Source organism: Rhizobium sp. ZPR4 (assembly GCF_040215725.1).
In the GTDB taxonomy this organism is placed as follows: Bacteria; Pseudomonadota; Alphaproteobacteria; order Rhizobiales; family Rhizobiaceae; genus Rhizobium; species Rhizobium rhizogenes_D.
Genome location: NZ_CP157967.1, coordinates 1,663,047 through 1,687,280 on the forward strand (window position 1 = coordinate 1,663,047; position 24,234 = coordinate 1,687,280).

Here is a 24,234-nt window from a genome sequence, read left to right on the forward strand (position 1 = left end):
AGGATGCTGCGATCAGCGATCGCGGAACCGGTTGGTGATCGGATAGCGACGGTCGCGACCGAAATTCTTCTTGGTGATCTTCACGCCCGGCGCCGACTGGCGGCGCTTGTATTCGGCGAGATAGAGCAGATGCTCGATACGATGCACCGTCGCGACATCATGGCCCCGCGCCACGATCTCCTCTACGGACATTTCCTTCTCAACCAGGCATTCGAGGATATCGTCGAGCGCCGGATAGGGCGGCAGCGAATCCTGGTCCGTCTGGTTCGGCCTGAGTTCAGCCGAAGGCGCCTTGTCGATGATGTTATAAGGGATCACTTCACCTGACGGGCCGAGCGCGCCCGGCGGCACATGCAGGTTGCGCCAGCGCGACAGCGCGTAGACCTGCATCTTGTAAAGATCCTTGATCGGGTTGAAGCCGCCGTTCATGTCGCCATAAAGCGTGGCGTATCCGACAGACATTTCCGACTTGTTGCCTGTCGTCACCACCATCGAGCCGAACTTGTTGGAAATCGCCATCAGGATGGTGCCACGGGCTCGGCTCTGCAGGTTTTCCTCGGTAATGCCGCTTTCCGTTCCTTCGAACAGATCGGACAAGGCCGTGGTGAAGCCGGTCACGGGATCTTCGATCGGCACGATGTCGTACCGGCAGCCGAGCGCCTTGGCACAATCGGCCGCATCCTTCAGCGAATCCGGCGAGGTATAGCGATAGGGCAGCATGACGGTGCGCACCCGCTCCTCGCCGAGCGCATCGACGGCAATCGCCGCGCAAATCGCCGAGTCGATGCCGCCGGAGAGGCCGAGCACGACCGACTTGAAGCCGTTCTTGTTGACGTAGTCGCGGAAGCCCAGCAGGCAGGCGCGATAATCCGCCTCCTCGCCTTCCGGAATATGCGCCATCGGCCCTTCGGCGCAGTGCCAAACGTCGCCGTTCTTTTTCCAGGTGGTGACCGCAAGGGCAGTTTCGAACTGGCTCATCTGGAAGGCCAGCGTCTTGTCGGCATTGAAGCCGAAGCTCGCACCATCGAAAACCAGCTCGTCCTGACCGCCAAGCTGGGCGGCATAGATCATCGGCAGGCCTGTTTCGATGACCTGCTTCAGAACCACCTGATGTCGCACGTCGACCTTGCCGCGATAATAGGGCGAACCGTTCGGCGATAGCAGAATCTCTGCGCCGCTTTCGGCCAGCGTTTCGCAGACGCCGAGTTCGCCCCAGATGTCCTCGCAGATCGGAATGCCGAGCCGCACGCCACGGAAATTGACCGGACCCGGCATGGCACCCTGATCGAAGACGCGCTTTTCATCGAACTCGCCATAATTGGGCAGATCCACTTTGTCGCGGACAGCGATCACCTTGCCACCATCGAGCACGGCAATCGAATTGTAGCGTCCGGTGCCATCCTGTCGCGGAAAGCCAACGACGATACCAGGGCCACCATCAGCAGTGTCGGTAGCGAGAGCCTCCACCGCTTTCCAGCAGGCGCGAATGAAGGCCGGCTTCAGCACCAGATCCTCCGGCGGATAGCCGGAAATGAACAATTCGGTCAGCAATAAGAGCTGGGCGCCTTCGCGCGCCGCCTCTGCGCGGGCCTCGCGCGCCTTGGCGAGATTGCCGGAGACGTCGCCGACCGTCGGATTAAGCTGCGCGACGGCGATGCGGATGGTGTGGGTAATCTGGCTTTGCTCTGTCATGCCATACATTTAGCGATGGCATCTTTCTTCCGCAACCGCCTTCCGCTTCCCGACACGCATCAAAGATCGTCCCACGCGCATAGGCAGTATTTTTACCCGGAAAAATACCAAGCTTGCCTTGCGGTTCAGGCACCGTTCATGACAGAAGCGTGACACTTATATGAATATTTTGTAGCTTTTGGAGAAATCATTGGTCGCATTGGTCATCGAGTCCGCCTTGGCGGGCAAGCTTGCCCTTTTCCAAAAGATCGACGGCGCGAGACAGAAGTCCGCCGCTCTGCGCCTGCTTTTGAGCCTTGCGCTGACCCTGCTTTTCTCCCTGTCTATCGTCATGACGGTCGAATGGGTTGCGCGCGGCGAATTCAACTCGGCTTGGACTTATCTCCTTTCAACATCCCGCCCGGGGCTTGCCACGATCAGCATTGTCATGCTGGCGATGCTGACACTGGATGCCCTGATCGGCCGCGCGCATCTATCCGCCTTGATCGTCGCCCCGCTGTTGCTTGTTCTGGCATTCATTTCCAGCCATAAGCAGAACTACCTCTCCGATCCGCTCTATCCTTCGGACTTTTTGTTCGCGCGGCAGATCATGGAGTTGATGCCCGTCATGGTGCGCGATCGCCCCTGGACAGCCGCAGCGCTCGCGATCGGCCTCCTCGTCGGCTTGGCTACCTTGATCCTGGTCTGGCGCTACATTAGCAGCCGCGCCGCGGTGCTTTCGCACAAGGAGCGCCTCGGACGGCTTTCGATCTGCCTGCCGCTAACAGTGCTTTTCGCCTCGCAGATGGACCCGACCCAATATTCCTACCTTCGCGAAAAGCTGGGCATCATTCCGATCGTCTGGGATCAGACAGAAAATTATAACCACAACGGTTTCGTGGTTGCCTTCGCGCTCAACCTGCCTATGGCCGACGTCAAGTCACCGGCCGGATATGGCCCTGGCGCCATCGACGCCCTGCCTGCAAGAAATTACGGCTATCTCTCCGGTCCGCGCCAAAAGCCCGACGTCATCATGTTGATGAGCGAATCCCTCTGGGACCCGACGCGCTTTGCCAACATCGCCTTCACGCCCGATCCGATGCCGACCATCCGCGCCAGACAATCCGGAAATGTCTTCTCGCCGGAATTCGGCGGCATGACCGCCAATGTCGAGTTCGAGGCATTGACCGGTTTTTCCAATGCCTTCTTACCCTATGGTAGCATTCCCTATCAGCAATATGTGCGCCGCCCGATGCCGTCGCTTGCCACCTTCTTCCGCGGCGAAGGTTATACGGCGCGCGCCCTTCACCCCTTCAGCGGCTGGTTCTGGAACCGCAACGAGGTCTATCGCGCCTTCGGCTTCGAGGAGTTTCACACCCAGGAAACCCTACCGGCCATGGACAAGCGCGGCATGTTCGCCGCCGACGATTCCCTCATGAAGGAAATCATACGCGAGGGAGACGCCGCCGAGCGCCCGTTCTTCTTCTTCGCCGTCACCCTGCAGGGACATGGCCCCTACGAAGCCGACCGCTACGCTGAGAATACCGTCGATATCGCTGGCAATCTGAACGATGGTGACCGTGCCGCACTTGCTACCTACGCGCAGGGCGTGCGCGAAGCCGATGCCAGCCTGAAGATGCTGATGGATTGGGCCGAAAAGCGCGACCGCGAAACCATCATCGTCCTCTGGGGCGATCATCTGCCGCCGCTCGGCAACGTCTATCCTAACACCGGCTACATGCCGCAGCAGGTCGCCACCCGCAAAGCCCCACTCGATGTCATGAAGAAGGAGCATGAGACGCCGCTCGTCGTCTGGTCGAGCAAGAAAGGCGCCCGCAAGGACATCGGCACCATCAGCCCCTCGCAGCTGCCCTATCATCTGCTGAAAACCGCCGGCTACGAGCATCCTTTCTACACGGGCTTTCTCGGGCGCGTGCAGAAGAAATACACCATCGTCGATCGCTACCAGCTTGCGAGCCGCGACAATCAGGCCTTTCCCGATTGGGCGCGCAAGGAGCAGGAGCTCGACCCGATAGTGCGCGACTATCGCTATCTGCAGCACGATATGATGTTCGGCCGCCAATATGGTCTGGAGCGCTTCTTCCCATCGCATGCAGAGCTGGTGAGCCAGGAGAACAGCTAGCCCCATCGCGAGCATGGGTTAATGCAGCGGTTTTGCCATAGCGGCACACGCAGCGGCTCCATGCGTAGTCGGGTTTGAAACCCTTCCCTCGTTGCATTTTTATCCGTTGGTCGAATAGTTGCATTCAATGCCACAAGGACCTCGGAGCCCTCCCAATGCATAATCTTCCCAACTTCGTTCATCTGCATTTTGACAAGACGACCGATCAGCTCGGCGATATCGAAAAGCGCGTTCTTAAAAAGGCGCACGAGCGAAAGATCATTTCCACCGACATCAATGCAGCCATCTCGGCGGAATCGTCCACGGGACAGCGTCTGGCTGACGGCATCGCCCGCGTTGGCGGCTCCTGGTCCTTCATCATCGCTTTCCTGCTGTTTCTGGTCTTCTGGTGTGCCATCAACACGATCCTTCTCACCACGAACGCCTTCGACCCCTATCCTTTCATCTTTTTGAACCTCGTCCTCTCCATGCTCGCCGCGATCCAGGCGCCGATCATCATGATGTCTCAGAACCGGCAGGCAGAGCGGGATCGCTTCGAGGCGGCCAAGGATTACGAAGTCAATCTGAAGTCCGAGCTGGAAGTGCTGTCCCTGCATCAGAAGATCGATATGCAGGTGCTGACGGAGCTCGCGGTGGTGCGGGAAGAACTCGCCAAGCTCAGCAAGCTCGTCACGGAAAAAAGTGGTATCTGAGGGTCAATCGGAAGGGCCGGCCGTCAGCAATCCCGGTCGCCCTTGCCGATATTGCGGCAGTCCGTCGCTGATCTCATAATAGTCGCCCTTGTCGGCGCAATAAATATGATAGCCTATCTCAAGGCCGCTCGGCCGGTCGAACAGACCGGCCATGATCGATATTTCATCGGCGCCGTCAGCCACCCAGAACAGGGCCGAGCCGCAGGTCCTGCAAAAGCCGCGGCGAGCGAATGTGCTGGCACGATACCAGGTGATCGCCTCCTCCCCCTCGATGACGAGATTTTCGCGCGCAACGTTGGTTGCGGCATAATAGAGCCCGGTCTGCTTGCGGCACTGCGAACAATGACAGGCGACGACCTCGCGCAGCTTGCCGCGTGCCTTGAAACGTACGCTGCCGCAAAGGCAGGCTCCCGTGTGTTCGTCGCTCATCATCGCTCCCCTTGTTTTGAGGGTAGCCTTCCTGAAAACGGCAATCGGGTCAATCTCAAAGAAATGAAGCGCCTTTCAGCTGGATTGATCCGCCTCGGTTAAAAACAAACGGGCCGGTCTTTCGCCGGCCCGCTCGCTAGATGGTGGATGCGGATTCGCTCAGCCGTGAGCCCGCATACGCTTCTCGTCGCGGCCGCCCTTCATCCGCTCGGCAAGCAGGAAGGCAAGTTCCAGCGCCTGGTCGGCATTGAGGCGCGGGTCGCAATGGGTGTGATAGCGATCCTGCAGGTCTTCAGCGCCGACGGCGCGGGCGCCGCCCGTGCATTCGGTCACGTCCTTGCCGGTCATCTCGATGTGGATGCCGCCCGGATGCGTGCCCTCGGCACGGTGGATCTGGAAGAAGCTTTCGACTTCCGACAGGATGCGCTCGAACGGACGTGTCTTGTAGTTGTTGAGCGTGATCGTATTGCCATGCATCGGATCGCAGGACCAGACGACCTTGCGGCCTTCCTTCTCGACCGCGCGGATGAGGCGCGGCAGGTTATCGGCAACCTTGTCGTGGCCGAAACGGCAGATCAGCGTCAGGCGGCCGGCTTCGTTTTCCGGGTTCAGAATGTCGATCAGATTGATCAGATCATCCGCCTGCAGCGAAGGACCGCACTTCAGACCGATCGGGTTCTTGATGCCGCGGAAATATTCGACATGCGCATGGTCGGCCTGGCGCGTGCGGTCGCCGATCCAGAGCATGTGGCCCGAGGTCGCGTACCAGTCGCCGGTCGTGGAGTCGACGCGAGTGAAAGCTTCTTCATAGCCAAGCAGCAGCGCTTCGTGGCTGGTGAAGAAATCGGTTTCGCGCAGGCTGGCATTGCTCTCGGCGGTGATGCCGATTGCGCGCATGAAATCCATGGTCTCGCCGATGCGGTCGGCAAGCTTGCGGTAGCGCTCGCCCTGCGGGCTGTCCTTGACGAAACCGAGCATCCACTTCTGCACGTTTTCCAGATTGGCATAGCCGCCCATGGCAAAGGCACGCAGCAGATTGAGCGTCGCAGCGGACTGGCGATAAGCCATCAACTGACGCTCTGGATTGGGAATGCGCGCATCTTCGGTGAACTCGATGCCGTTGATGATGTCGCCGCGATAGCTCGGCAGCGATATACCATTCTGCGTTTCGATGTTCGACGAGCGCGGCTTGGCGAACTGGCCGGCGATGCGGCCGACCTTAACGACCGGCAGCTGCGCGCCGAAGGTCAGGACGACAGCCATCTGCAGGAAGGCGCGGAAGAAATCGCGGATCGTATCGGCGCCATGCTCGGCAAAGCTTTCGGCACAATCGCCACCCTGCAGCAGGAAGCCATTGCCCTCTGCGACATTGGCCAGATGCGCCTTCAGGCGACGGGCTTCACCGGCAAAAACGAGCGGCGGATAGCTTGCAAGTTGCGCTTCGGTCTCTGCAAGCGCTGTCTTGTCCGGAAAATCCGGCACCTGCTGGATCGGTTTCTGCCGCCAACTGCTCGGGGTCCAATTCTGTGCCATCTCACTCACCTGCTTGTGCGCCCGATCTTGGTCGGGCGTCCCGTCTTCGTAAATAACGCGCGCTTATAAACCTTTGCCGCCCGCTTGCAAAGGCGGGCAAACTACTGTGCGAATCTTTTATGCTGCAGTCGATATCTGCGCCAAAACGGACGCTTTACACACGCTCGCCGTTGCGGATGCGATAGCTCGGCGAATACATGGTCACCAATTCTTCCGCCGCCGTCGGATGCACAGCCATGGTGCGGTCGAAATCATCCTTGGTACAGCCGGCCCTCAGCGTGATCCCAAGAATCTGCGCCATCTCGCCGGCATCGTGGCCGAGAATATGCGCGCCGATCACCTTGCGGTCGGCGGCATTGACGATGAGCTTCATGATCATCTTCTCGGTACGGCCCGAAAGCGTCGCTTTCATCGGCCGGAACTGGGCGCGATAAACCTCAAGCTCCGGATAGCGCTTGGCAGCGTCTTCCTCAGTCAGGCCGACCGTGCCGATCTCGGGCTGCGAGAAGACGGCGGTCGGGATCAGCTCGTGATCCGGCCGCGTCGGATTGTTCTTGTAGACGGTCTCGATGAAGCACATGGCCTCATGGATCGCGACTGGCGTCAGCTGTACCCGGTCGGTGACGTCGCCAAGCGCGTAGATATTCGGAACGGACGTGCGCGAATATTCATCGACGATGACAGCGCCCTGCTCGTTGATTGCGACGCCCGCCGCTTCCAGCCCGAGGCTTTCGGTATTCGGCGTGCGGCCGAGCGCCAGCATGACGGTATCGACCGTCAAGGACTTGTCATTCTTCGTCCGGACACTGAGGCCACGTTCCGTCTTCTCGACGCTCTGAATGATGTCGTGGCAAAGAATGCGGATACCCTTCTCTTCCATCGCTTCATGCAGACCCTTGCGCAAATCCTGGTCGAAACGCGAGAGGATCTCGGCGCCGCGATAAATCAGCGTCGTCTCGACGCCGAGGCCGTGGAAGATATTGGCGAATTCGACAGCGATATAGCCGCCACCGGCGATCAGGATCGACTTCGGCAGTTCCTTCAAATGGAAGGCTTCGTTCGAGGAGATGCAGAGCTCATGGCCCGGCAGCGCCGTGTGCAGGTTCGGCCTGCCACCCGTCGCAATCACGATGGTCTCGGCAGTGATGGTCTGGCCGGTCTTCAACAGCTTGACCGTGTGGGCATCCACCAGCTCGGCGCGCGTATCAAAGATATCCGCCTTCGCATTGTCTAGCCCCTTGCGATAGAGGCCCTCCAGCCGGGCGATTTCCTTGTCCTTCGCCTCGATCAGCTTCTTCCAGTCGAAGCTGCTTTCACCGACCGCCCAGCCGAACCCTGCCGCATCCTCGAAATGCTCGCTATACTGCGAGGCATAGACGAACAGCTTCTTCGGCACACAGCCGCGAATGACGCAGGTGCCGCCATAGCGATATTCTTCCGCAATGCCGACCTTCTTGCCGAGCGAGGCCGCCACGCGCGCGCTGCGCACACCGCCGGAACCGCCGCCAATCACGAAAAGGTCGAAATCAAACGAAGGCATCGGTGGCTCCTGTGGTCATGAATATGCGCACGAAGCGCCATTGGGGGTTGGCACTCATATAGGGAGCCGCGATGCAAAAAGAAAAGCCCGGAATCGATCCGGGCTTCGAATTTGGAACCGTCCGCCGCTTACACCGAAAAGCCAGACTTGCCTTCCGGAACAGCACGGCAAAGGCCTGTCGCTTACTGCTTCGGCGCTGTCTGAGCAGCGGCACCGGCATCCGGCGTAGCGACCGGCTGCTTGACGACCTTCTGCAGAGCATCGTTGCTCTGGTTTGCGAGGTCGCGTGAAATGCCCTGGCTCCAGATATCGGCGGCCTTGTAAAGTTCGCGGGTGGCGAGCGGCCCGTCCTTCAGAAGCTTCTTGCCGGCCGGCGAACCGTAGAAATCGGCGATCGCCTTGAGTTCGTCGGCCGAGAAGGCCTTGGCATAGGTGATGGCGGCTTCACGCTCGAGATCGGCACGACGCGGCGCCAGCGCCAGCGCGGTGGCATCGACGGTCGAGTTGATCGCATCGCCGAAATTCGGGTTTGCCTGGATCATCGTGCTCTTCAGCTGCTCGGCGAGGTTCGGCAGGATATTGTCGAACTGATTGGTGATGCCGAGAGCGTTGATCGCGGCGCGCGCAGCCTTGATCTGATCCTCGGAAACTTCCTGAGCGTTGACGGAACCAAAGGCAATGCCAGAGAGAAGAATGGTAGCAGCGGCAAGACGGCCAAGACCCGCAAATTTGATCATGAGATGAATGCTCCTATGTATTGTTCGCCTGCAACGTGCGCGCACCGGCAGGGCCGGCAATGATCGCTTGTGTCGCCATATGGATAAAGAGCCCGTGTTCGACAACGCCGGGAATCGAATAGAGTTTGCTCGACAGCGCCTCTGCATCAGGAATACGGCCGAAAGATGCATCGACGATGAAATGCCCCCCATCGGTGACAAAGAGGCTGTCACCCGCGCGGCGCATGTTGAGCGCGCCCGAAAGCCCAAGGCGCGATGCGGCCTTCTCGATGAGGATGCGAGTGGAAACAAGCCCGAAAGGGTTGACCTCGATCGGCAGCGGAAAGGCCCCGAGGGTCTCGACGACTTTGCTCTGATCCGCGATGACGATCATGCGGGCGGACGAGGCAGCAACTATCTTCTCGCGCAGCAGCGCGCCGCCGCCGCCCTTGATCAGGGTCAGCCTGCCATCCAGTTCGTCGGCACCATCGATGGTGAGATCGAGTTCCGGAAGCTCGTCCAGCGATTTCAACGGAACGCCGAGTTCATTGCAGAGCTTGGCCGTTCTTTCGGACGTGGGAACGCCCTGGATCGAGAGGCCGGCCGCAACCTTTTCGGCGAGCAGGCGAACGAACTCCTCCGCCGTGCTGCCGGTGCCGATCCCGAGCCGCATGCCGCTCTCGACATAAGCCAGCGCGGCTCTCGCAGCCTCGATTTTCATCTGGCGGGCGTCCATGCGCCACCTGCTCCCATTGTTACGTTGGTCTGCTGTTTACACGGCTCTCCAGCCAAACGAAAGCCAAAATAACGGCGCGATATAGAAATCCCCGGCCCTTCCCGCCAAGGCTTTCGGGCGCTTCAGTTGCAATTGCCCGCGCGATCTTTTAACTCCAGAAGACGCACTCTTTTCTATGCAAAGGCCGATTCCTCGTGAAATCTCCCCTTGTCGTATTCGATCTCGATGGCACGCTGCTGGACACGCATGCGGACCTGATCGTCAGCCTGAACCATACGATCGCCGCCCTCAAGCTTCCGCCCATCAGCTACGACGACGTGACGCATCTCGTCGGCAACGGCGCGCAGGTGATGATCGAGCGAGCCTGCAAGCTGCACGGCTATACGCTGACATCGGAAGAATTGCCGGCTCTCCTCCAGCGCTTCATAACCCATTATTCCGAGACGATGCCGGGCGCCACGCAGCCATACCCGGGGCTCCTGGCGGCCCTTAATACGCTGAGAAGCCAGGGCTACAAGCTCGCTGTCTGCACCAACAAGATGGAATCGCTGGCACGCACCCTGCTCGACCGACTGGAGCTGACCCATTACTTCGAGGCCATTACCGGTGGCGACACCTTCACCGTGCGCAAGCCGAATGCCGAGCATCTGATCGGCACGGTTGAACGCGCCGGCGGCGACATCGCCCGCACCATCATGATCGGCGACAGCATCAACGACATCCTCGTCGCCCGCAACGCCGGCGTGCCTTCGGTGGCGGTTCCATTCGGCTATTCCGATGTCGGTGTGGAAACGCTCGGCCCGAACCGCATCATCTATCACTATGACGAGCTGACCCCAGAGCTGGTCGAAGGGCTGCTCGCGGCCTGAGATCACCAAAATCTCTGTTGGTTCAAAAGGCGGGGTTGTAGCGGGTCTTGCGCGATTCACGCGCTTCCGCCACAACTTATCGACGTCCTGCTATCGGCATCGCGACCGCAAGAGAGAAACGTTTCTTGCGCGCTGTTGCTGAGCCGGACGATAACTCGATAGTGGAGCGCCCCCTTGCTCGTAGCAGATCCAGACGACCGTAACGCCGGTAGATTGCCAAGCCGCCGAGGGTGGTTTGCTCCCATTGTCCGAACGCTGATCATTTGCGCAGCACTATGCGCCGGTATTTGGTTCTACATCTATGGCGACCGTATTGTCGGATATGTCCAGACAGAAACCGGAGCCGGCGCCAAACCCGATCCGGCGCTCACGGCAGTCTATGAACATTTCGACATCGCACCTCTGCCGAACATCGTCGCAGGCAGAGCTACGATGGCAGCCGATCTCGATATGTTACGGCGAGAGCATTGCGATTGGAATGCAGTCTATAAATTCGCCGATGAACTGCAGAAGCAGGGCTATCGCCGCGAAGCAGCCAAAGTTTTCATTGCCTTCTCCAACAAGTGCAAGCCCTCGAATATCGCCTTGAGCTCAGCTGCCGAAATTCTGGACGATCTCAGCGACTTCGACGAAGCACTGAAGGTCTCGAATGAGGTGATAACAATGTCGCCGGGAATGCCCGATTTCTATTTCCAACGCGCACGAATTCGCGCAAATGCTAGGAAATATCGGGACGCTATCGACGACTACTATTCCGTCATCGGCCTAACCGACAATATCGCGATGTTAAACAGCGCGGTATTCGAGGGAATCTCGACAAGCTATCGCGAACTTGGCGAATATTGCGAGGCGATTGGACCGCTTCAGCTCTGGGTTTCCACCAATCCCGATCGCAATGATACCGCGGTCGTGCGTGGGATCATCAAGCTGTATGAAACCATGGGAAAATGCACCTCGACCTATGCCACCGGCAGTGATCGATTTCCGACGCAGGGCAAGAATATCATCCTGGCGCGGGTCTCGATCAATGACACGGAAGGGACGTTCATCGTCGACACAGGCGCCAGCTTTGTCGCAGTGAACAAAGCCTTTGCCGCGCGGGCCAAGCTGCCGATCGACGGCAACAACGGAATTTCGCTTCAGACGGCGAACGGCGTTTCCCAAGCCACGCACACAACGGCTGCCACTGTGAAAGTCGGACATGTCCAGGCCAGCGATATCACGACGGTCGTCCTTGATGACAACGCAGCCCTCGGCAACGAAGTTGACGGGCTGCTTGGCCGCTCCTTCCTCTCGCGCTTCGACGTCACCTTCGGCGGCCGGGAATGGCGTATCCAAGCGAAGAATTAAGCCGGATCGTCGGTTGGGCCAGCCCGGGCAGTTTCCGCCGGCGTCTTTAGTAATAGGGCAATAAAAAAGGGCGACCGCCAGGTCGCCCTTTTTGTCTTAAATCAAACCAAACTCAGATCTGAGCGGTACGCGCCTTCGAGGTCGCATCGAGCGCCTTTTGCGTGGCAGCATCGCGATCGTAGACGTCGTTGAAATACTGAATGACGCCATCCTTGTTCGGCCATGCGGTGAAGTAGGCGATGTAGATCGGGAACTTCTGCGGCACCGAAACGCCCTTGTTCTGGCCGGTCGCGATCTGCTTGGCGACGTCGTCGACCGTGGTGTTCAGCACGGCAGCAGCCATTGCGCGCGGATCGGCAAGACGGACGCAGCCATGGCTGAGTGCACGCATATCCTTCTTGAAGAAGCTCTTCTGCGGCGTGTCGTGCATGTAGATCGCGTGCGAGTTCGGGAAGAGGATCTTCAGTTCGCCGAGCGCATTGTCGCTGCTCGGCGGCTGACGAACCGAGATGCTCTTCGTCGAGCCGTACCAGTCGACGCTGGACGATGCGACGGCACGGCCGCCGACTTCAACCTGATAGCCCATGCGGTCGAGATAATTCGGGTCGGCGCGCAGCTTCGGCAGCATCTCGTTGATGATGATCGATTGCGGAACGCCCCAGAACGGGTTGAATTCAACCGTCTGCACCTGATTTTCGAAGAAGAAGGTCTGGTGCTGCTTGCTGCCGACGACGACGCGCATCGACAGCTGTTCCTGGTTGTTGTTGTAGTAATAGACCATGAAGGCCGGCTGGTTGATGAAGACGTAGCGCGGGCCGAGTTCGTCAGGCAGCCAGCGCAGCTGTTCCATGGCGATGACCAGCTTCTGGATCTTCGCGTCGCTGTTCTCGCCGACCATGGCGCGAACGGAGGACGGACCGATGACGCCGTCGGCCGTCAGTCCCTTTTCTCTCTGAAAGTCCTCGACCAGCGACACCAGCTCGGGCGTGTAGCTCGGCGTGCCCAGATAAGCGGCGAAAAGATCGGCGTGAGCCGTCTTCAGCGCGTCAGATCCGCGATGCTGGATCGCCTTGACGATATTGGCCATTTCCGGGGAGCTGCCGCCCGGCTTCAAGGTGCCGGTCAGGGAAATGGAGATATGGCTGCCGTCCGATCCGCTTGCGGCGCGCAGCTTCGCAAGCTCCGCCTTCAATTCCATGAATTGCGAGTTGGACGGGCTGCGGCTGTTGAGATAGGCACCGACATCCGGGCTGGCGCGCAGCACATCGAGCATGGCCGTCAGATTGACGTCCTTGCGCTTGAAGTCGTGATAGCCGGAGATCTTGTTCGGGTCGAGACGACCGCGAACCGTATCCTGAACGAACATCAATACCTTGCTCGACAGCGCAAGCTCGAATTGCATGAGTGCGCGGTCGCGCATCACCGGATCGGCATTTGCCGCATCGGCACTGGGCGGCATCACGGCATAGTCCGCGGGATCAAGACCGACGGAACCGGCATCGGCAAGAACGCCCATGGCGGCCTTCGCCTTGTCGCTGACGGCATGATCGGCAACCCAGAGAAGCGGCTTGCTCTGATCGGCATAATAGGCCTCGATTGCCTTGGCGATGTCGTTGGTCGCCATGACGCGGGCATCGGCCAGGTAGCGACGCTGCGAGATCTCGGTATCGACCGCGACCGGCGTCGGGGAGGCGTCGGCAACGGCTCCGGTCACCACCGGATCGGCAAAATGCGTGGTCGCCACCAGACGCATCTGGTCAGCCTTGTAGGTATAGTATTTGGGTGCATCCACGGTCGGCAGCGACTGCTTGGCCCGCGGCGGCTGATCGGCATTCAGCGTCTGCGCCGGGTTCACGGGAACCGGCGCCGATACCTGCGTGCTCTGCTGACGCCCCTGCCCGCCACGGATGAAATCCATAAGAGTCATCGCGCTTGCAGAGGTTGCGCCGATGGAGGAAAGGCAACAGGAAAGGGCCAGGACGGATGCTGTGGCTTTGATGGCAAGTTTCATTCTCTAATCAGTCCCTGTATCGTGCGATAACTTCGAGCTTGGCGGTGCTGTTTTCAACTCGGCCGCGATGCCTTCGGCATCATACACCTGATATAGTGAAAACGGCGAGACCCCGCCTTTCGTTCAATGCCTCAACTTCATGTTACGAAGCAGCGGCGTCTTCCGCGCTCAGTCCACACCGAATTATGAAATTATTGGTTAATCTTTTATTGAAATTTCCGGGACTTTTTAAGCGCCCCAAATGCGCCCCCATTAATATATGCGGGGCGTGTTAAAAAGAGCACGCCGCCTTGGCAGAAAACTTGAATAGCAAAGTCATCAAATGGCGCTTTGATGTTTTCTTGGGCGCTGTTCGGGCTTATATGGCTGCTATCTGTCTCAATGAAAAGCAGGACCAGGAACATGACGTCCACCCGCACCGAAACCGATACCTTTGGCCCGATCGAAGTCGCCAGCGACCGCTATTGGGGCGCACAGGCGCAGCGCTCGCTCGGCAATTTCAAGATCGGCTGGGAAAAGCAGCCGCTATCGGTCGTCCGCGCGCTCGGCATCGTCAAGCAAGCGGCCGCACGCGCCAATATGGAACTCGGCCAGCTCGACCCGGCGCTCGGCAAGGCAATCGTCGCGGCGGCGCAGGAAGTCATCGACGGCAAGCTCAACGATCACTTTCCGCTGGTCGTCTGGCAGACCGGCTCCGGCACGCAGTCGAACATGAACGCCAATGAGGTGATTTCGAACCGCGCGATCGAAATGCTCGGCGGTGTCATGGGCTCGAAGAAGCCGGTGCATCCGAACGACCACGTCAACATGAGCCAGTCGTCGAACGACACCTATCCGACGGCCATGCACATCGCCTGCGCCGAGCAGATCGTTCATCACTTGCTGCCAGCCTTGCAACATCTGCATGCCGCACTGGAAAAGAAGGTGGCCGACTTCGCCCATATCATCAAGATCGGCCGCACCCACACGCAGGATGCGACACCGCTGACGCTTGGCCAGGAATTTTCCGGCTATGCCGCCCAGGTCGCCTCCTCGATCAAGCGCATCGAGCTGACCCTGCCGGGCCTTTGCGAACTCGCCCAGGGCGGCACGGCGGTCGGAACCGGGCTCAACGCGCCGATCGGCTTTGCCGAGAGGGTCGCCGACGAGATCGCCGGGATTACCGGCCTGCCCTTCGTCACCGCGCCGAACAAGTTCGAGGCGCTGGCAGCCCATGACTCGATGGTGTTCAGCCACGGCGCGATCAACGCCGCGGCGGCAGCTCTCTTCAAGATCGCCAATGATATCCGCTTGCTCGGCTCCGGCCCGCGCTCCGGTCTCGGCGAATTGTCGTTGCCGGAAAACGAGCCGGGCTCCTCGATCATGCCGGGCAAGGTCAATCCGACCCAGTGCGAAGCGCTGACGCAGGTCTGCATTCAGGTCTTCGGCAACAATGCCGCCCTCACCTTTGCCGGCAGCCAGGGCCATTTCGAGCTCAACGTCTATAATCCGATGATGGCCTACAATTTCCTGCAGTCTGTGCAGTTGCTCGGCGACGCCGCCGTCTCCTTCACCGATAATTGCGTCGTCGGCATCGAGGCGCGCGAAGACAACATCAAGGCAGGCCTGGAGCGGTCACTGATGCTGGTGACGGCACTCGCGCCGAAGATCGGCTACGACAATGCCGCAAAGATCGCCAAGACGGCCCACAAGAATGGCACGACGCTGAAGGAAGAAGCGCTCGCAAGCGGATTGGTGTCTTCGGAGGAATATGACGCCATCGTCCGGCCGGAGACGATGATAGGTCCGAAGTAAAATCACCCACTGGAGACAAATCGCCCCGACAAATGGCCGGGGCGTCCTCTGTGGAGATAGCCTCCGTTCCCTTGACGAGATTGATCAATTTTCAGAACATAAAGCGAACAAACGGAGGTATCAATGTCGATAACGACATCCGACTTTGTAGCGCATGTGCTGGAGAATCAGATCAACAGGGAACTGCTTGATCGCCTTCCTCTTCTCAAGCTACCCCAATGCATCCTTACTGCCGGATGCCTATTTCAAACGGTGTGGAATTTCAAAAGTGGGCATTCCCCGACATGGGGCGTCAAAGATTACGATATCTTCTATTTTGATGATCGAGATCTATCGTGGGAAGCCGAAGATAAAGTCATTCAGAAGGTGAAGCAGGCTCTCGGAAGTTTGGCGGATCGGATCGAGATTCGAAATCAGGCTCGAGTTCATCTTTGGTATTCGAAAAAATTCGGAAGGTCTTATCCGCCTCTTCAGCGCGCGGAAGAAGGCATTGATCGCTATCTGATCTCCTGCACTCGTGTTGGCATAAGAGCAGAAGGTGGAAGCGTGTACGCGCCAGATGGCTTCGATGACATGTGGAACGGCATATTGCGCATAAACCCTGCCAATGCACAGCCAGATCTGTTCAAACGAAAATGTGCTGACTTTCTGATCAGGTGGCCTTGGCTATCGATAAGATACTGAGAGCATTGCGACGTGGGAATCAAGCGCCCGCTTCCTGCATGTCTGAACTGATCGGCTGATGCCTCACACAACCAGGTCACCATCAACAATTGCTTTTGACGCAAGCCGGATTTAGATCGTTTCCAAACATCTTCCCCGCCATCCGGCTTGAAAGGTTTCCCATATGGCTGACGATCTATTTCCCCTCGGCGACGACACGACCCCCTATCGCAAGATTTCCGGCGATTATGTTTCCGTCGACACGTTCAAAGGCCAGGAGATCCTGACCGTCGACCCCGAAGGCATCCGGCTGCTTGCCGAAACGGCCTTTGCCGATATCAATCATCTTTTGCGCCCTGGCCATTTGAAGCAGCTCGCGTCAATCCTGGAAGATCCTGAGGCGACCGACAACGACCGCTTCGTCGCCTACGATCTGCTGAAAAACGCCAATATCGCCGCCGGTGGCGTGCTTCCGATGTGCCAGGACACCGGCACTGCCATCATCATGGCGAAGAAGGGCCGCCGCGTCTGGACCGAAGGCGGCGACAGCGGCGCGATGGCCAAGGGCGTACTCGACGCCTACGAGAAGAAGAACCTGCGTTACTCGCAGCTCGCGCCGATCAAGATGTTCGAGGAAAAGAACACCAAGAACAATCTGCCGGCGCAGATCGACATCTATGAAGAAGGCACCGACGCCTACGAATTCCTCTTCGTCGCCAAGGGCGGCGGCTCGGCCAACAAGACCTTTCTCTACCAGGGTACGCCTTCGCTGCTCACCCATGACCGCATGCTGGATTTCCTGAAAGAGAAGATCCTGACGCTCGGCACGGCAGCCTGCCCCCCCTATCATCTCGCCATCGTCATCGGCGGCACGTCAGCGGAGATGAACCTGAAGACGGTCAAGCTCGCCTCGACGCGATATCTCGACTGTCTTCCCACGGAAGGCTCCGAAAGCGGGCACGCCTTCCGGGATGTCGAAATGGAGAAGGAAATTCACAAGCTGACGCAGAGCCTCGGCGTCGGCGCGCAGTTTGGCGGCAAGTATTTCTGCCACGACGTCCGCGTCATCCGCCTGCCCCGCCATGGCGCCTCGCTGCCGATCGGGCTTGGTGTCTCCTGTTCCGCCGACCGTCAGGCGAAGGGCAAGATCACCCGCGACGGCATCTTCATCGAACAGCTCGAGACCGATCCGTCGAAATACATGCCCGAAATCGACGAAGCCAAGCTTTCGGAATCGATGATCCGCATCGATCTCAACCGGCCGATGGCCGATATCCTGGCCGAGTTGTCGGCGCATCCGGTCAAGACGCACCTGTCGCTCACCGGCACCATCATCGTCGCGCGTGATCTGGCACATGCCAAGATCCGTGAACGCCTGGAAAAGGGCGAAGGCATGCCGGAATACTTGAAGAACCATCCGGTCTATTATGCCGGTCCGGCAAAGACGCCGGCCGGCTATGCCTCCGGCTCCTTCGGCCCGACGACCGCGGGCCGCATGGACAGCTATGTCGACCAGTTCCAGTCGTTCGGCGGCTCCATGGTCATGCTTGCCAAGGGCAACCGTTCGCGCGCCGTGCGTGAAGCCTGCAGGAAATATGGCGGCTTCTATCTCGGTTCGATCGGCGGTCCGGCAGCGCGCCTTGCCCAGGATTGCATCAAGAAAGTAGAGGTTCTCGAATATCCCGAACTCGGCATGGAAGCCGTCTGGAAGATCGAGGTCGAGGATTTTCCCGCCTTCATCGTCATTGACGACAAGGGCAACGATTTCTTCCAGGAACTCAATCTAGGATAGAAATTTCTGCCCTTGATCGATCGTATTGAAAGGGGCGCATCAGCGCCCCTTCTGTAAAAGCGTCCTTTAATTGTAATTATTTCCGAATAAAACCGTAATCACAGAAGATTTTTCACAATCACGTCCTTAATATTTTCTCAAAGAATCTTTGCGTAGATAAAGAAGGGATTTAACCAATACATGTTACGGAGCTCACCGATGAGTACGGCGATTGCGCCCAAGGCGCAAATTCCCGACGTGGCAGGGCAGATTACATACGCCATGCGATCCATGGGGGTCGCACCTATTCCGCGCAATTACGAACTTTTCTACGAAGCCTATATCGGCTCCAATCTCGCTCTCACCCGTGAACTGGCAGCTCTCGGCAAGAGCGCCACGCAGGAAGAGCTGGACGAGATAGGCGCTAAGTATTTCCCGCATCACGCAGGTCGCGTCTTCGACGATGCGCACGCTCGCCTGACCTCCGAACTTGATGCCGTCCTGCGCGCCCTGCGCCAGGAACAGACGACGCTCCAGAGCTACAATCGCCTGCTGGGCGAGACCTGCCAAAGCATAAGCTCCAGGAGCCACAACAGCGCCGAACTGCTGCGCGGCGCCATCGACATGCTCGCCGCTGCGACGGGCGACACCATGGCTCATGGTGAAAAGACGGTCGAGAACGTCGCCCAGCGCAGCCAGGAAATGGAGCTGGTCCGCAAGGAGTTGGACGAATACAAGCGCATCGCCAACACCGATGCCCTGACCCGCCTTTCCAACCGCCGCGCCTTCGAGGACCGGCTGATCTCCATCTTCGACAACCATTTGACCCGCCCGACGACGGCGCTGGTGCTCGCCGATATCGATCACTTCAAGCGGATCAACGACACATTCGGCCATCCGGTCGGCGACAAGATCCTTGCGACCGTCGCCTCCATCATCCGCGCCAATGTACGCCGCGATGTCTTCGTTGCCCGCATTGGCGGCGAGGAATTCGCCCTGATTCTGGAAGCCGCCAGCGTCGAAGACGTCACGACAGTCTGCGAACGAATCCGCCGCACGCTGGAGATGACGCCTTTCAAGAATTCCCGCACCAGGGTCGATTACGGTCCGATCACCCTCTCGCTCGGCATCTGCATGGCTTCGGAAGCAGCCGATTCAGGAGAGCTGTATAACAAGGCCGATCTGGCGCTTTACTGCGCCAAGAATGCCGGCCGCAACTGCAGCAGTGTCTATCAGGACGGCATGCAGAAGGATTTCACCAAAAGTTGGCTCATCTACAAAAATTAGAAGTGAAGCCAACCAACCGCCGGCGCTGCTTTCCCAGGCATGCCGGCGGCTTGTTTACCACAGCGTCTTGGCCGCCCGCGCCGGCGCCTCGCGATCATAAGTTTCCTGATCGAAATCGGCCCTTGCAGCCTTGAGCATCATACCGGGGCTCGGCAGGCTTGCCGGATCGACGAACCGTTCCGCATTCCAAAGCTCAGCTCGCATCACCGCCCGCGCGCACTGGAAATAGACTTCCTCGATCGTGATGACGATGACGCAGCGTGGATGCTTGCCATCCATCTCGAAACTGTCGAGTAAAGTCGGCTCGATAGAGACGACTGCCCGACCATTGAGCCTCATCGTCGTATTCGACCCGGGGATGAGGAACATCAGCGCAATGCGCGGATCGCGCACGATATTCGCAAGAGAATCGACGCGGTTATTGCCGCGCCAATCCGGCAGATGCAGGGTCTTCTCATCCTCCACGCGAACGACCCCACCCAGATCACCGCGCGGTGAGCAATCCAGACCCTCCGGTCCGACCGTTGCCAATGCCATGAAGGGCGATACTTCGATCATCCGGCGATAGAGCGGTGTCAGGACGCTCGCTACCTTGGTGATCGACGCCTCGCCGGCATCCCCATAGAGCCCTTTCAGTTCCTCGACTGAAGTAACGATACGCATGCTGCCTCGCGCCTCCTTTTGGCGATCTGCCCCAAAAGCCCGCGCGACGCAGATATTGCTATGACGAGCGACGCAGCGAGGTTCGATAAAACGATAGCACCGTCCCGTCCTGATTTCCGAGCGGATTTTCCGCCTCGATATCCTCGGCGAGGAAGCTTTCGATGGCGTCAAAGACCGGCGGAGCGCTGACGATGCGCCGATGACCGAAGCCATTAGCCCAGAAAAGGTGGACATGCGATCCCTCGGCGGCATAGGCGCGAGCATGATCGGCACTCACCTCCTTGTCATCTTCGGCATGAACGACAAGGACCGGTCGGCTCGGATCGAGCCTGCCGCGCTTCTGGTCATAGGAGGCAAGCGTTCTGCCCGTCACGCGGCGAACCTCGTCTTCCAGGCTCGCTTGTGTCGCCGGCCCGAGCCGCATCAGGCGGCCGAAATCCTTGAACAGCCAGCCCATGGCGCTCGGCGCGCCGATCAGCACCAGCTTGCCCGGCTGGAGCGGATCGACATCGGGTAGAAAGCCGGCAGAGGCCAGCGTCAGAGACGCGCCGCCGAAGGAATGTCCGATCGCGGCATCGAAACCTCCGAAGCGGGCAGAAGCGGCTGCGATGGCGGAAACGGCCAGACGCACATTCAGGAACCGTCCGCCCGAACGGCCATGCCCGGGAAGATCGAGCGAGATCACCTCTGCCCCACGATCGGCAAGGAAGGTAGCAAGCTCGGACATGTATTCACTGCTGGAACCCCAACCATGTACCACGAGATAGCGTTTGCGCGATCCCTTGGCTCCGCCATTGAAACGATAGGCCATGGCGCGGCCGCCCGGAAACGGCAGCATCACCCGCTCCGCCGCCAGAAGACGCTCCCTGCCCTCCATATGCGCCGCCTTGGCCTTTGAGCCGCGCGGCCGGCGCGATGGCGTCAGACAGAAAAGCCGGAAAGCTGCCTTGCCGGCCAGCCGCGGAGACAGCCTTTCAAGACCGGACAGACCCGACCGGGTGACCTCGAGCGCAAAGGATGGCATAGTGGGAATCCAACAATGTTCAACTATGAACAATAAAGTACAACGATGAACAAAAATCAATCCCTTCCCTGGGACCATCCGCGTTTTCGAAGCTGGATCGCCGTGGCGCGCGCCTGCCAGCTGATGCAACAATCACTGGCGCGGGAATTGGCGCATCTCGACATCAAGCCGCCGCATCTCGACATTCTCGTCAACCTGTTTCGCTTTGAAGGGATTTCCCAGCAGGAACTCGCCCGCAAGCTATTGGTCGGCCGCTCCAACATGAGCATGTTGTTGCCGCAGATGGAAAAGCGGGGACTGATCGAACGGCGCAGCGACCGTCTCGACAAGCGCGTGCTCCGCCTCCACCTGACCGAGGAAGGGCGACGTGTCACAGGGGAAGCCATGACCATCCAGACCGCGCTCATCGACCGGATGCTCTCGGATGCGCCGATCGAAGAGTGCGAAGCGATCACCGTGCATATGGAGCGCATCGTCAGCCTCCTGATACAGGAAGAGCGTGAACCGCTGGAGCCCGTTGGCGATCAATGATCGCCAGTCGAACGTGCCGAAGGAACGACCCGGTTCAACGAGGCGAATTCCCAGATAGCAACGACGACAAGCACGGCTGTGGCGAGAATGCCGAGCTGGTAGACCACGACCATCGGCAAGGTGATGAGCAGCAGCGCCAGCCCGACGAGCCCAGCCATGTGCGACAGTGGCGGCCGGCCGGTGGTCACCCCTTTGAACCAAAGATTTCCAAGCAGGAAGACCGCCGGCCCACCGAGTAGGGCAGCTGCAGCGTGCATGTCGGCAGCATCATGCGGATGAGCAAAGAGGAATTCGTCTCCGACGACGCTCAGAATGATTCCGGCGAGGATCGGAATATGCGCGTAGGTGAACGCCTGGCGCGCGAGGCTGCCGGGCGTGTCGTCATGTTCGATACGATGTGCCGCCCTTTCATGACCGAACTGAAAGTAGATCCACCAGAGAGCAACCGTGCCGACGAAAGCGGTGATGAATACCGCGACTATCAAGGGCGTTACCGGCTGCTCGGCGAAGGTCTTGCCAGCCTGCAGGACCGCTTCGCCGAGGCAGATGATGATGAATAGCGCACAGCGTTCGGCCAGATGCGCGCCCGACACATCCCAGTCCGCCGTCGTCGACTTGCCGAGCCCAGGTACCCGGAAGCCGAGCGCAGGGGCCGAATATTCGATGACGAGAGCGATCAGCCAAAGCACGATGCGGGCCTCGCCTTCCATCAGCGCACCAGCGATCCAGAAGATGCCGGACAGGACGAGCCAGCTGGTGATACGCAGGAAATTGCGATGGTTGGCCGCACTGGCATTCTTGAGGGCGTAGACGGTGAACAGCGAGCGTCCCACCTGCATGAAGACGTAGGCGCCGGCAAAGAAAATCGCCTTCTCGCCGAAAGCTTCGGGGATCGAGGCCGAGAGGATTAGCCCGGCAAACATCAGCGTGAAGAGCATGATGCGTACCGGCATTCGATCCGGATCGAGCCAGTTCGTCACCCAGGCGGTAAAAACCCAGACCCACCACACCGCGAAGATCAGCATGATCGCTTCGAGGGCGCCCAATGGGGTGAAATGCTCGGCCAGCGCATGGGCAAGCTGCGAAATCGAGAAAACGAAGACCAGATCGAAAAACAGCTCGACGAAGGAGACCTTGCTCTCGTTCTTGCTGCCCTTGGCGCGAAGCCAATTTTCCCTACCCCCAAGGATCATGCTTGCGCCCCCTGTCCGTTACTGGAGATTTGCTAGTGCGGCTTTCCGATCGGGTCACGACTGAGACCCTTTTCCTTCAACTCGGCCTCATAGGCCGTGAAAAGCTCTTGGCCTTTCTCTCCGAGCTCGCGCAGATAGGACCATGTGAAAATGCCGGTGTCGTGCATGTCGTCGAAGCCGATGCGCACGGCATAATTGCCGGTAGGCGTCATCGACATGATGCCGACATCGCGCTTGCCCGGCACGGTAACCTTCTGCCCCGGCCCATGTCCCTGGACTTCCGCGGAGGGCGACAGCACCCGCAGCATCTCGGCCGGCAAATCGAAGCTCGCGCCATTGTCGAATGTCACCGTGAGGTGACGACGATCTTTCGAGACCCGCAATTCGGTCGGCCAAACGTCACTCATCGATTTTCCCATGCCTTTCAGTGTCTTTCCGAGAATTATGCCGCTATAGGTTCGCACGCAAGTATAATTGAAAGGCATTTTCCTTGACGCAACAATCGCCTATGCACACATTAGAGACCTGACGGAGGTTCGAGTGAATAGCATTGTTGGTACGATAGGCGGCGCCGCGCCGCTGGCAGCGGATACTGGCCCGATGATTGATCCCTTTGGGCGTGCCGTCACCTATCTGCGTGTTTCCGTCACCGATCGCTGCGACTTCCGCTGCACCTACTGCATGGCCGAGCACATGACCTTCTTGCCCAAGAAGGATCTACTGACGCTCGAAGAGCTCGACCGGCTCTGTTCCGCCTTCATCGCCAAGGGCGTGCGCAAGATCAGGCTCACCGGCGGCGAACCCTTGGTGCGCAAGAACATCATGTTTCTGGTCCGGAAACTCGGTGAGAGCGTGCAGAACGGCGCGCTCGACGAATTGACCCTGACGACGAACGGTTCCCAGCTCGCCCGCCATGCCGACGAGCTCTACGATAGCGGCGTGCGGCGCATCAACGTCTCGCTCGATACGCTGGATCCCGACAAATTCCGCGCGATCACCCGCTGGGGAGATTTCTCCAAGGTGATGGAAGGCATCGACGCAGCGCAGAAAGCCGGGCTGAAGATCAAGCTGAATGCCGTCGCGCTCAAAGGCTTCAACGATACCGAAATTCCCGGCCTGCTGCGGTTCGCGCACGGTCGCGGCATGGACCTGACCGTCATCGAGACCATGCCCATGGGCGAGATCGACGAGGATCGCACCGACCAGTATCTGCCGCTTTCCCAGTTGCGCGCTGATCTCGAACGTCAGTTCACGCTGACCGATATCCCCTTCAAGACGGGCGGCCCTGCCCGCTATGTCGAAGTCGCCGAAACCGGCGGCCGCCTCGGCTTCATCACGCCGATGACCCATAATTTCTGCGAGAGCTGCAATCGCGTGCGGCTCACCTGCACGGGCACGCTCTATATGTGCCTCGGGCAGAACGACGCGGCCGACCTGCGTACGGCGCTGCGGGCGAGCGAGGACGATGCCCTGCTCCATGCTGCGATCGACGAAGCGATTACCCGCAAGCCCAAGGGGCATGACTTCATCATCGACCGCACGCACAACCGCCCGGCGGTCGCTCGCCACATGAGCGTCACCGGCGGCTGATACTATCTTAATAGAAAAGCAAAGGGCG

The 24,234-nt window shown here is 59.1% G+C and carries 22 protein-coding genes; 10 read left to right on the forward strand and 12 right to left on the reverse strand.

The genetic code is table 11. The features are described from left to right. Nucleotides 1–12: 12 nt before the first annotated feature. Nucleotides 13–1,692, reverse strand: coding sequence for an NAD+ synthase (locus tag ABOK31_RS08195; protein WP_349958441.1), 1,680 nt, complete (start codon nt 1,690–1,692; stop codon nt 13–15). A gap of 247 nt (nt 1,693–1,939) precedes the next feature. Here ABOK31_RS08195 and ABOK31_RS08200 point away from each other — a divergent pair, with 247 nt between their 5' ends. Both ABOK31_RS08200 and ABOK31_RS08205 read left to right on the forward strand, forming a co-directional pair. Further along, the gene (locus ABOK31_RS08200) at nt 1,940–3,814 is read left to right on the forward strand and encodes an LTA synthase family protein (protein WP_349958902.1); all 1,875 of its coding nucleotides are present in this window, start codon (nt 1,940–1,942) and stop codon (nt 3,812–3,814) included. Between the two features lie 155 nt (nt 3,815–3,969). Further along, nucleotides 3,970–4,506, forward strand: coding sequence for a DUF1003 domain-containing protein (locus ABOK31_RS08205; RefSeq protein ID WP_174179483.1), 537 nt, complete (start codon nt 3,970–3,972; stop codon nt 4,504–4,506). A 3-nt stretch (nt 4,507–4,509) separates the two neighbouring features. Here the strand turns inward: ABOK31_RS08205 and ABOK31_RS08210 are convergent, their stop codons facing one another. From ABOK31_RS08210 to rpiA, 5 genes are all read right to left on the reverse strand, one after another. Next, nucleotides 4,510–4,935: a GFA family protein gene (locus ABOK31_RS08210; protein WP_174179485.1), complete on the reverse strand. Its 426-nt coding sequence runs from the start codon at nt 4,933–4,935 to the stop codon at nt 4,510–4,512. Nucleotides 4,936–5,094: 159 nt separating this feature from the next. Next, the gene (locus ABOK31_RS08215; protein WP_174179487.1) at nt 5,095–6,468 is read right to left on the reverse strand and encodes a class II 3-deoxy-7-phosphoheptulonate synthase; all 1,374 of its coding nucleotides are present in this window, start codon (nt 6,466–6,468) and stop codon (nt 5,095–5,097) included. Nucleotides 6,469–6,622: 154 nt separating this feature from the next. After that, on the reverse strand, nt 6,623–8,008 hold the full coding sequence (gor, locus tag ABOK31_RS08220) for a glutathione-disulfide reductase (RefSeq protein WP_349958444.1): 1,386 nt from the start codon (nt 8,006–8,008) through the stop codon (nt 6,623–6,625). Between the two features lie 182 nt (nt 8,009–8,190). Then, on the reverse strand, nt 8,191–8,745 hold the full coding sequence (locus ABOK31_RS08225; protein ID WP_349958446.1) for a DUF2059 domain-containing protein: 555 nt from the start codon (nt 8,743–8,745) through the stop codon (nt 8,191–8,193). A 13-nt stretch (nt 8,746–8,758) separates the two neighbouring features. After that, a complete protein-coding gene (gene rpiA, locus ABOK31_RS08230; protein ID WP_349958448.1) occupies nt 8,759–9,460 on the reverse strand; it encodes a ribose-5-phosphate isomerase RpiA in 702 nt (233 codons plus the stop codon). Between the two features lie 194 nt (nt 9,461–9,654). On the opposite strand from rpiA, the gene ABOK31_RS08235 reads away from it, so the two are divergent. Both ABOK31_RS08235 and ABOK31_RS08240 read left to right on the forward strand, forming a co-directional pair. Then, a complete protein-coding gene (locus tag ABOK31_RS08235; protein ID WP_174179495.1) occupies nt 9,655–10,329 on the forward strand; it encodes an HAD-IA family hydrolase in 675 nt (224 codons plus the stop codon). Nucleotides 10,330–10,503: 174 nt separating this feature from the next. Next, on the forward strand, nt 10,504–11,679 hold the full coding sequence (locus ABOK31_RS08240) for a TIGR02281 family clan AA aspartic protease (protein WP_174179497.1): 1,176 nt from the start codon (nt 10,504–10,506) through the stop codon (nt 11,677–11,679). A 112-nt stretch (nt 11,680–11,791) separates the two neighbouring features. Here ABOK31_RS08240 and ABOK31_RS08245 read toward each other — a convergent pair whose 3' ends face one another. Together ABOK31_RS08245 and ABOK31_RS08250 are read right to left on the reverse strand one after the other, a co-directional pair. After that, a complete protein-coding gene (locus tag ABOK31_RS08245; RefSeq protein ID WP_349958450.1) occupies nt 11,792–13,690 on the reverse strand; it encodes a L,D-transpeptidase family protein in 1,899 nt (632 codons plus the stop codon). 206 nt (nt 13,691–13,896) lie between these two features. Next, complete coding sequence (locus ABOK31_RS08250; protein WP_174179501.1) at nt 13,897–14,094, reverse strand: hypothetical protein; 198 nt, start codon at nt 14,092–14,094, stop codon at nt 13,897–13,899. On the opposite strand from ABOK31_RS08250, the gene fumC reads away from it, so the two are divergent. The 4 genes from fumC (at nt 14,093) to ABOK31_RS08270 (ending at nt 19,205) form a co-directional block, all read left to right on the forward strand. After that, nucleotides 14,093–15,484, forward strand: a complete 1,392-nt coding sequence (gene fumC / locus ABOK31_RS08255; protein ID WP_349958453.1) for a class II fumarate hydratase — start codon at nt 14,093–14,095, stop codon at nt 15,482–15,484. The two genes, ABOK31_RS08250 and fumC, sit on opposite strands and share 2 nt — an antisense overlap. 123 nt (nt 15,485–15,607) lie before the next feature. Next, entirely contained in the window at nt 15,608–16,168 is a 561-nt protein-coding gene (locus ABOK31_RS08260; protein WP_349958455.1) for a nucleotidyltransferase family protein, read from the forward strand. Nucleotides 16,169–16,331: 163 nt separating this feature from the next. After that, complete coding sequence (locus ABOK31_RS08265; protein WP_349958457.1) at nt 16,332–17,939, forward strand: fumarate hydratase; 1,608 nt, start codon at nt 16,332–16,334, stop codon at nt 17,937–17,939. Nucleotides 17,940–18,137: 198 nt separating this feature from the next. After that, entirely contained in the window at nt 18,138–19,205 is a 1,068-nt protein-coding gene (locus ABOK31_RS08270) for a GGDEF domain-containing protein (RefSeq protein WP_349958459.1), read from the forward strand. Between the two features lie 54 nt (nt 19,206–19,259). Here the strand turns inward: ABOK31_RS08270 and ABOK31_RS08275 are convergent, their stop codons facing one another. Together ABOK31_RS08275 and ABOK31_RS08280 are read right to left on the reverse strand one after the other, a co-directional pair. Then, complete coding sequence (locus ABOK31_RS08275) at nt 19,260–19,868, reverse strand: pyridoxamine 5'-phosphate oxidase family protein (protein WP_349958460.1); 609 nt, start codon at nt 19,866–19,868, stop codon at nt 19,260–19,262. A gap of 58 nt (nt 19,869–19,926) precedes the next feature. Beyond that, nucleotides 19,927–20,892: an alpha/beta fold hydrolase gene (locus tag ABOK31_RS08280; RefSeq protein ID WP_349958462.1), complete on the reverse strand. Its 966-nt coding sequence runs from the start codon at nt 20,890–20,892 to the stop codon at nt 19,927–19,929. A gap of 45 nt (nt 20,893–20,937) precedes the next feature. Here ABOK31_RS08280 and ABOK31_RS08285 point away from each other — a divergent pair, with 45 nt between their 5' ends. After that, nucleotides 20,938–21,423, forward strand: coding sequence for a MarR family transcriptional regulator (locus ABOK31_RS08285; protein ID WP_174179513.1), 486 nt, complete (start codon nt 20,938–20,940; stop codon nt 21,421–21,423). Here the strand turns inward: ABOK31_RS08285 and ABOK31_RS08290 are convergent. Both ABOK31_RS08290 and ABOK31_RS08295 read right to left on the reverse strand, forming a co-directional pair. Beyond that, the gene (locus ABOK31_RS08290) at nt 21,417–22,616 is read right to left on the reverse strand and encodes a low temperature requirement protein A (protein WP_174179515.1); all 1,200 of its coding nucleotides are present in this window, start codon (nt 22,614–22,616) and stop codon (nt 21,417–21,419) included. The genes ABOK31_RS08285 and ABOK31_RS08290 overlap by 7 nt on opposite strands. A 32-nt stretch (nt 22,617–22,648) precedes the next feature. After that, entirely contained in the window at nt 22,649–23,023 is a 375-nt protein-coding gene (locus ABOK31_RS08295; RefSeq protein WP_174179517.1) for a DUF971 domain-containing protein, read from the reverse strand. Between the two features lie 133 nt (nt 23,024–23,156). Between ABOK31_RS08295 and moaA the strand changes: the two genes are divergently transcribed. After that, nucleotides 23,157–24,206, forward strand: coding sequence for a GTP 3',8-cyclase MoaA (moaA, locus tag ABOK31_RS08300; protein WP_174179519.1), 1,050 nt, complete (start codon nt 23,157–23,159; stop codon nt 24,204–24,206). The last annotated feature ends 28 nt before the right edge of the window (nt 24,207–24,234 follow it).

What these genes read in the sequence shown, in the direction of transcription:
- ABOK31_RS08195 (WP_349958441.1), bottom strand. Translation starts at nt 1,692, where the DNA reads ATGACAGAGCAAAGCCAGATTACCCACACCATCCGCATCGCCGTCGCG.
- ABOK31_RS08205 (WP_174179483.1), top strand. Translation starts at nt 3,970, where the DNA reads ATGCATAATCTTCCCAACTTCGTTCATCTGCATTTTGACAAGACGACC.
- ABOK31_RS08210 (WP_174179485.1), bottom strand. Translation starts at nt 4,935, where the DNA reads ATGAGCGACGAACACACGGGAGCCTGCCTTTGCGGCAGCGTACGTTTC.
- ABOK31_RS08215 (WP_174179487.1), bottom strand. Translation starts at nt 6,468, where the DNA reads ATGGCACAGAATTGGACCCCGAGCAGTTGGCGGCAGAAACCGATCCAG.
- gor (WP_349958444.1), bottom strand. Translation starts at nt 8,008, where the DNA reads ATGCCTTCGTTTGATTTCGACCTTTTCGTGATTGGCGGCGGTTCCGGC.
- ABOK31_RS08225 (WP_349958446.1), bottom strand. Translation starts at nt 8,745, where the DNA reads ATGATCAAATTTGCGGGTCTTGGCCGTCTTGCCGCTGCTACCATTCTT.
- rpiA (WP_349958448.1), bottom strand. Translation starts at nt 9,460, where the DNA reads ATGGACGCCCGCCAGATGAAAATCGAGGCTGCGAGAGCCGCGCTGGCT.
- ABOK31_RS08245 (WP_349958450.1), bottom strand. Translation starts at nt 13,690, where the DNA reads ATGAAACTTGCCATCAAAGCCACAGCATCCGTCCTGGCCCTTTCCTGT.
- fumC (WP_349958453.1), top strand. Translation starts at nt 14,093, where the DNA reads ATGACGTCCACCCGCACCGAAACCGATACCTTTGGCCCGATCGAAGTC.
- ABOK31_RS08250 (WP_174179501.1), bottom strand. Translation starts at nt 14,094, where the DNA reads ATGTTCCTGGTCCTGCTTTTCATTGAGACAGATAGCAGCCATATAAGC.
- ABOK31_RS08260 (WP_349958455.1), top strand. Translation starts at nt 15,608, where the DNA reads ATGTCGATAACGACATCCGACTTTGTAGCGCATGTGCTGGAGAATCAG.
- ABOK31_RS08265 (WP_349958457.1), top strand. Translation starts at nt 16,332, where the DNA reads ATGGCTGACGATCTATTTCCCCTCGGCGACGACACGACCCCCTATCGC.
- ABOK31_RS08270 (WP_349958459.1), top strand. Translation starts at nt 18,138, where the DNA reads ATGAGTACGGCGATTGCGCCCAAGGCGCAAATTCCCGACGTGGCAGGG.
- ABOK31_RS08275 (WP_349958460.1), bottom strand. Translation starts at nt 19,868, where the DNA reads ATGCGTATCGTTACTTCAGTCGAGGAACTGAAAGGGCTCTATGGGGAT.
- ABOK31_RS08280 (WP_349958462.1), bottom strand. Translation starts at nt 20,892, where the DNA reads ATGCCATCCTTTGCGCTCGAGGTCACCCGGTCGGGTCTGTCCGGTCTT.
- ABOK31_RS08285 (WP_174179513.1), top strand. Translation starts at nt 20,938, where the DNA reads ATGAACAAAAATCAATCCCTTCCCTGGGACCATCCGCGTTTTCGAAGC.
- ABOK31_RS08290 (WP_174179515.1), bottom strand. Translation starts at nt 22,616, where the DNA reads ATGATCCTTGGGGGTAGGGAAAATTGGCTTCGCGCCAAGGGCAGCAAG.
- ABOK31_RS08295 (WP_174179517.1), bottom strand. Translation starts at nt 23,023, where the DNA reads ATGAGTGACGTTTGGCCGACCGAATTGCGGGTCTCGAAAGATCGTCGT.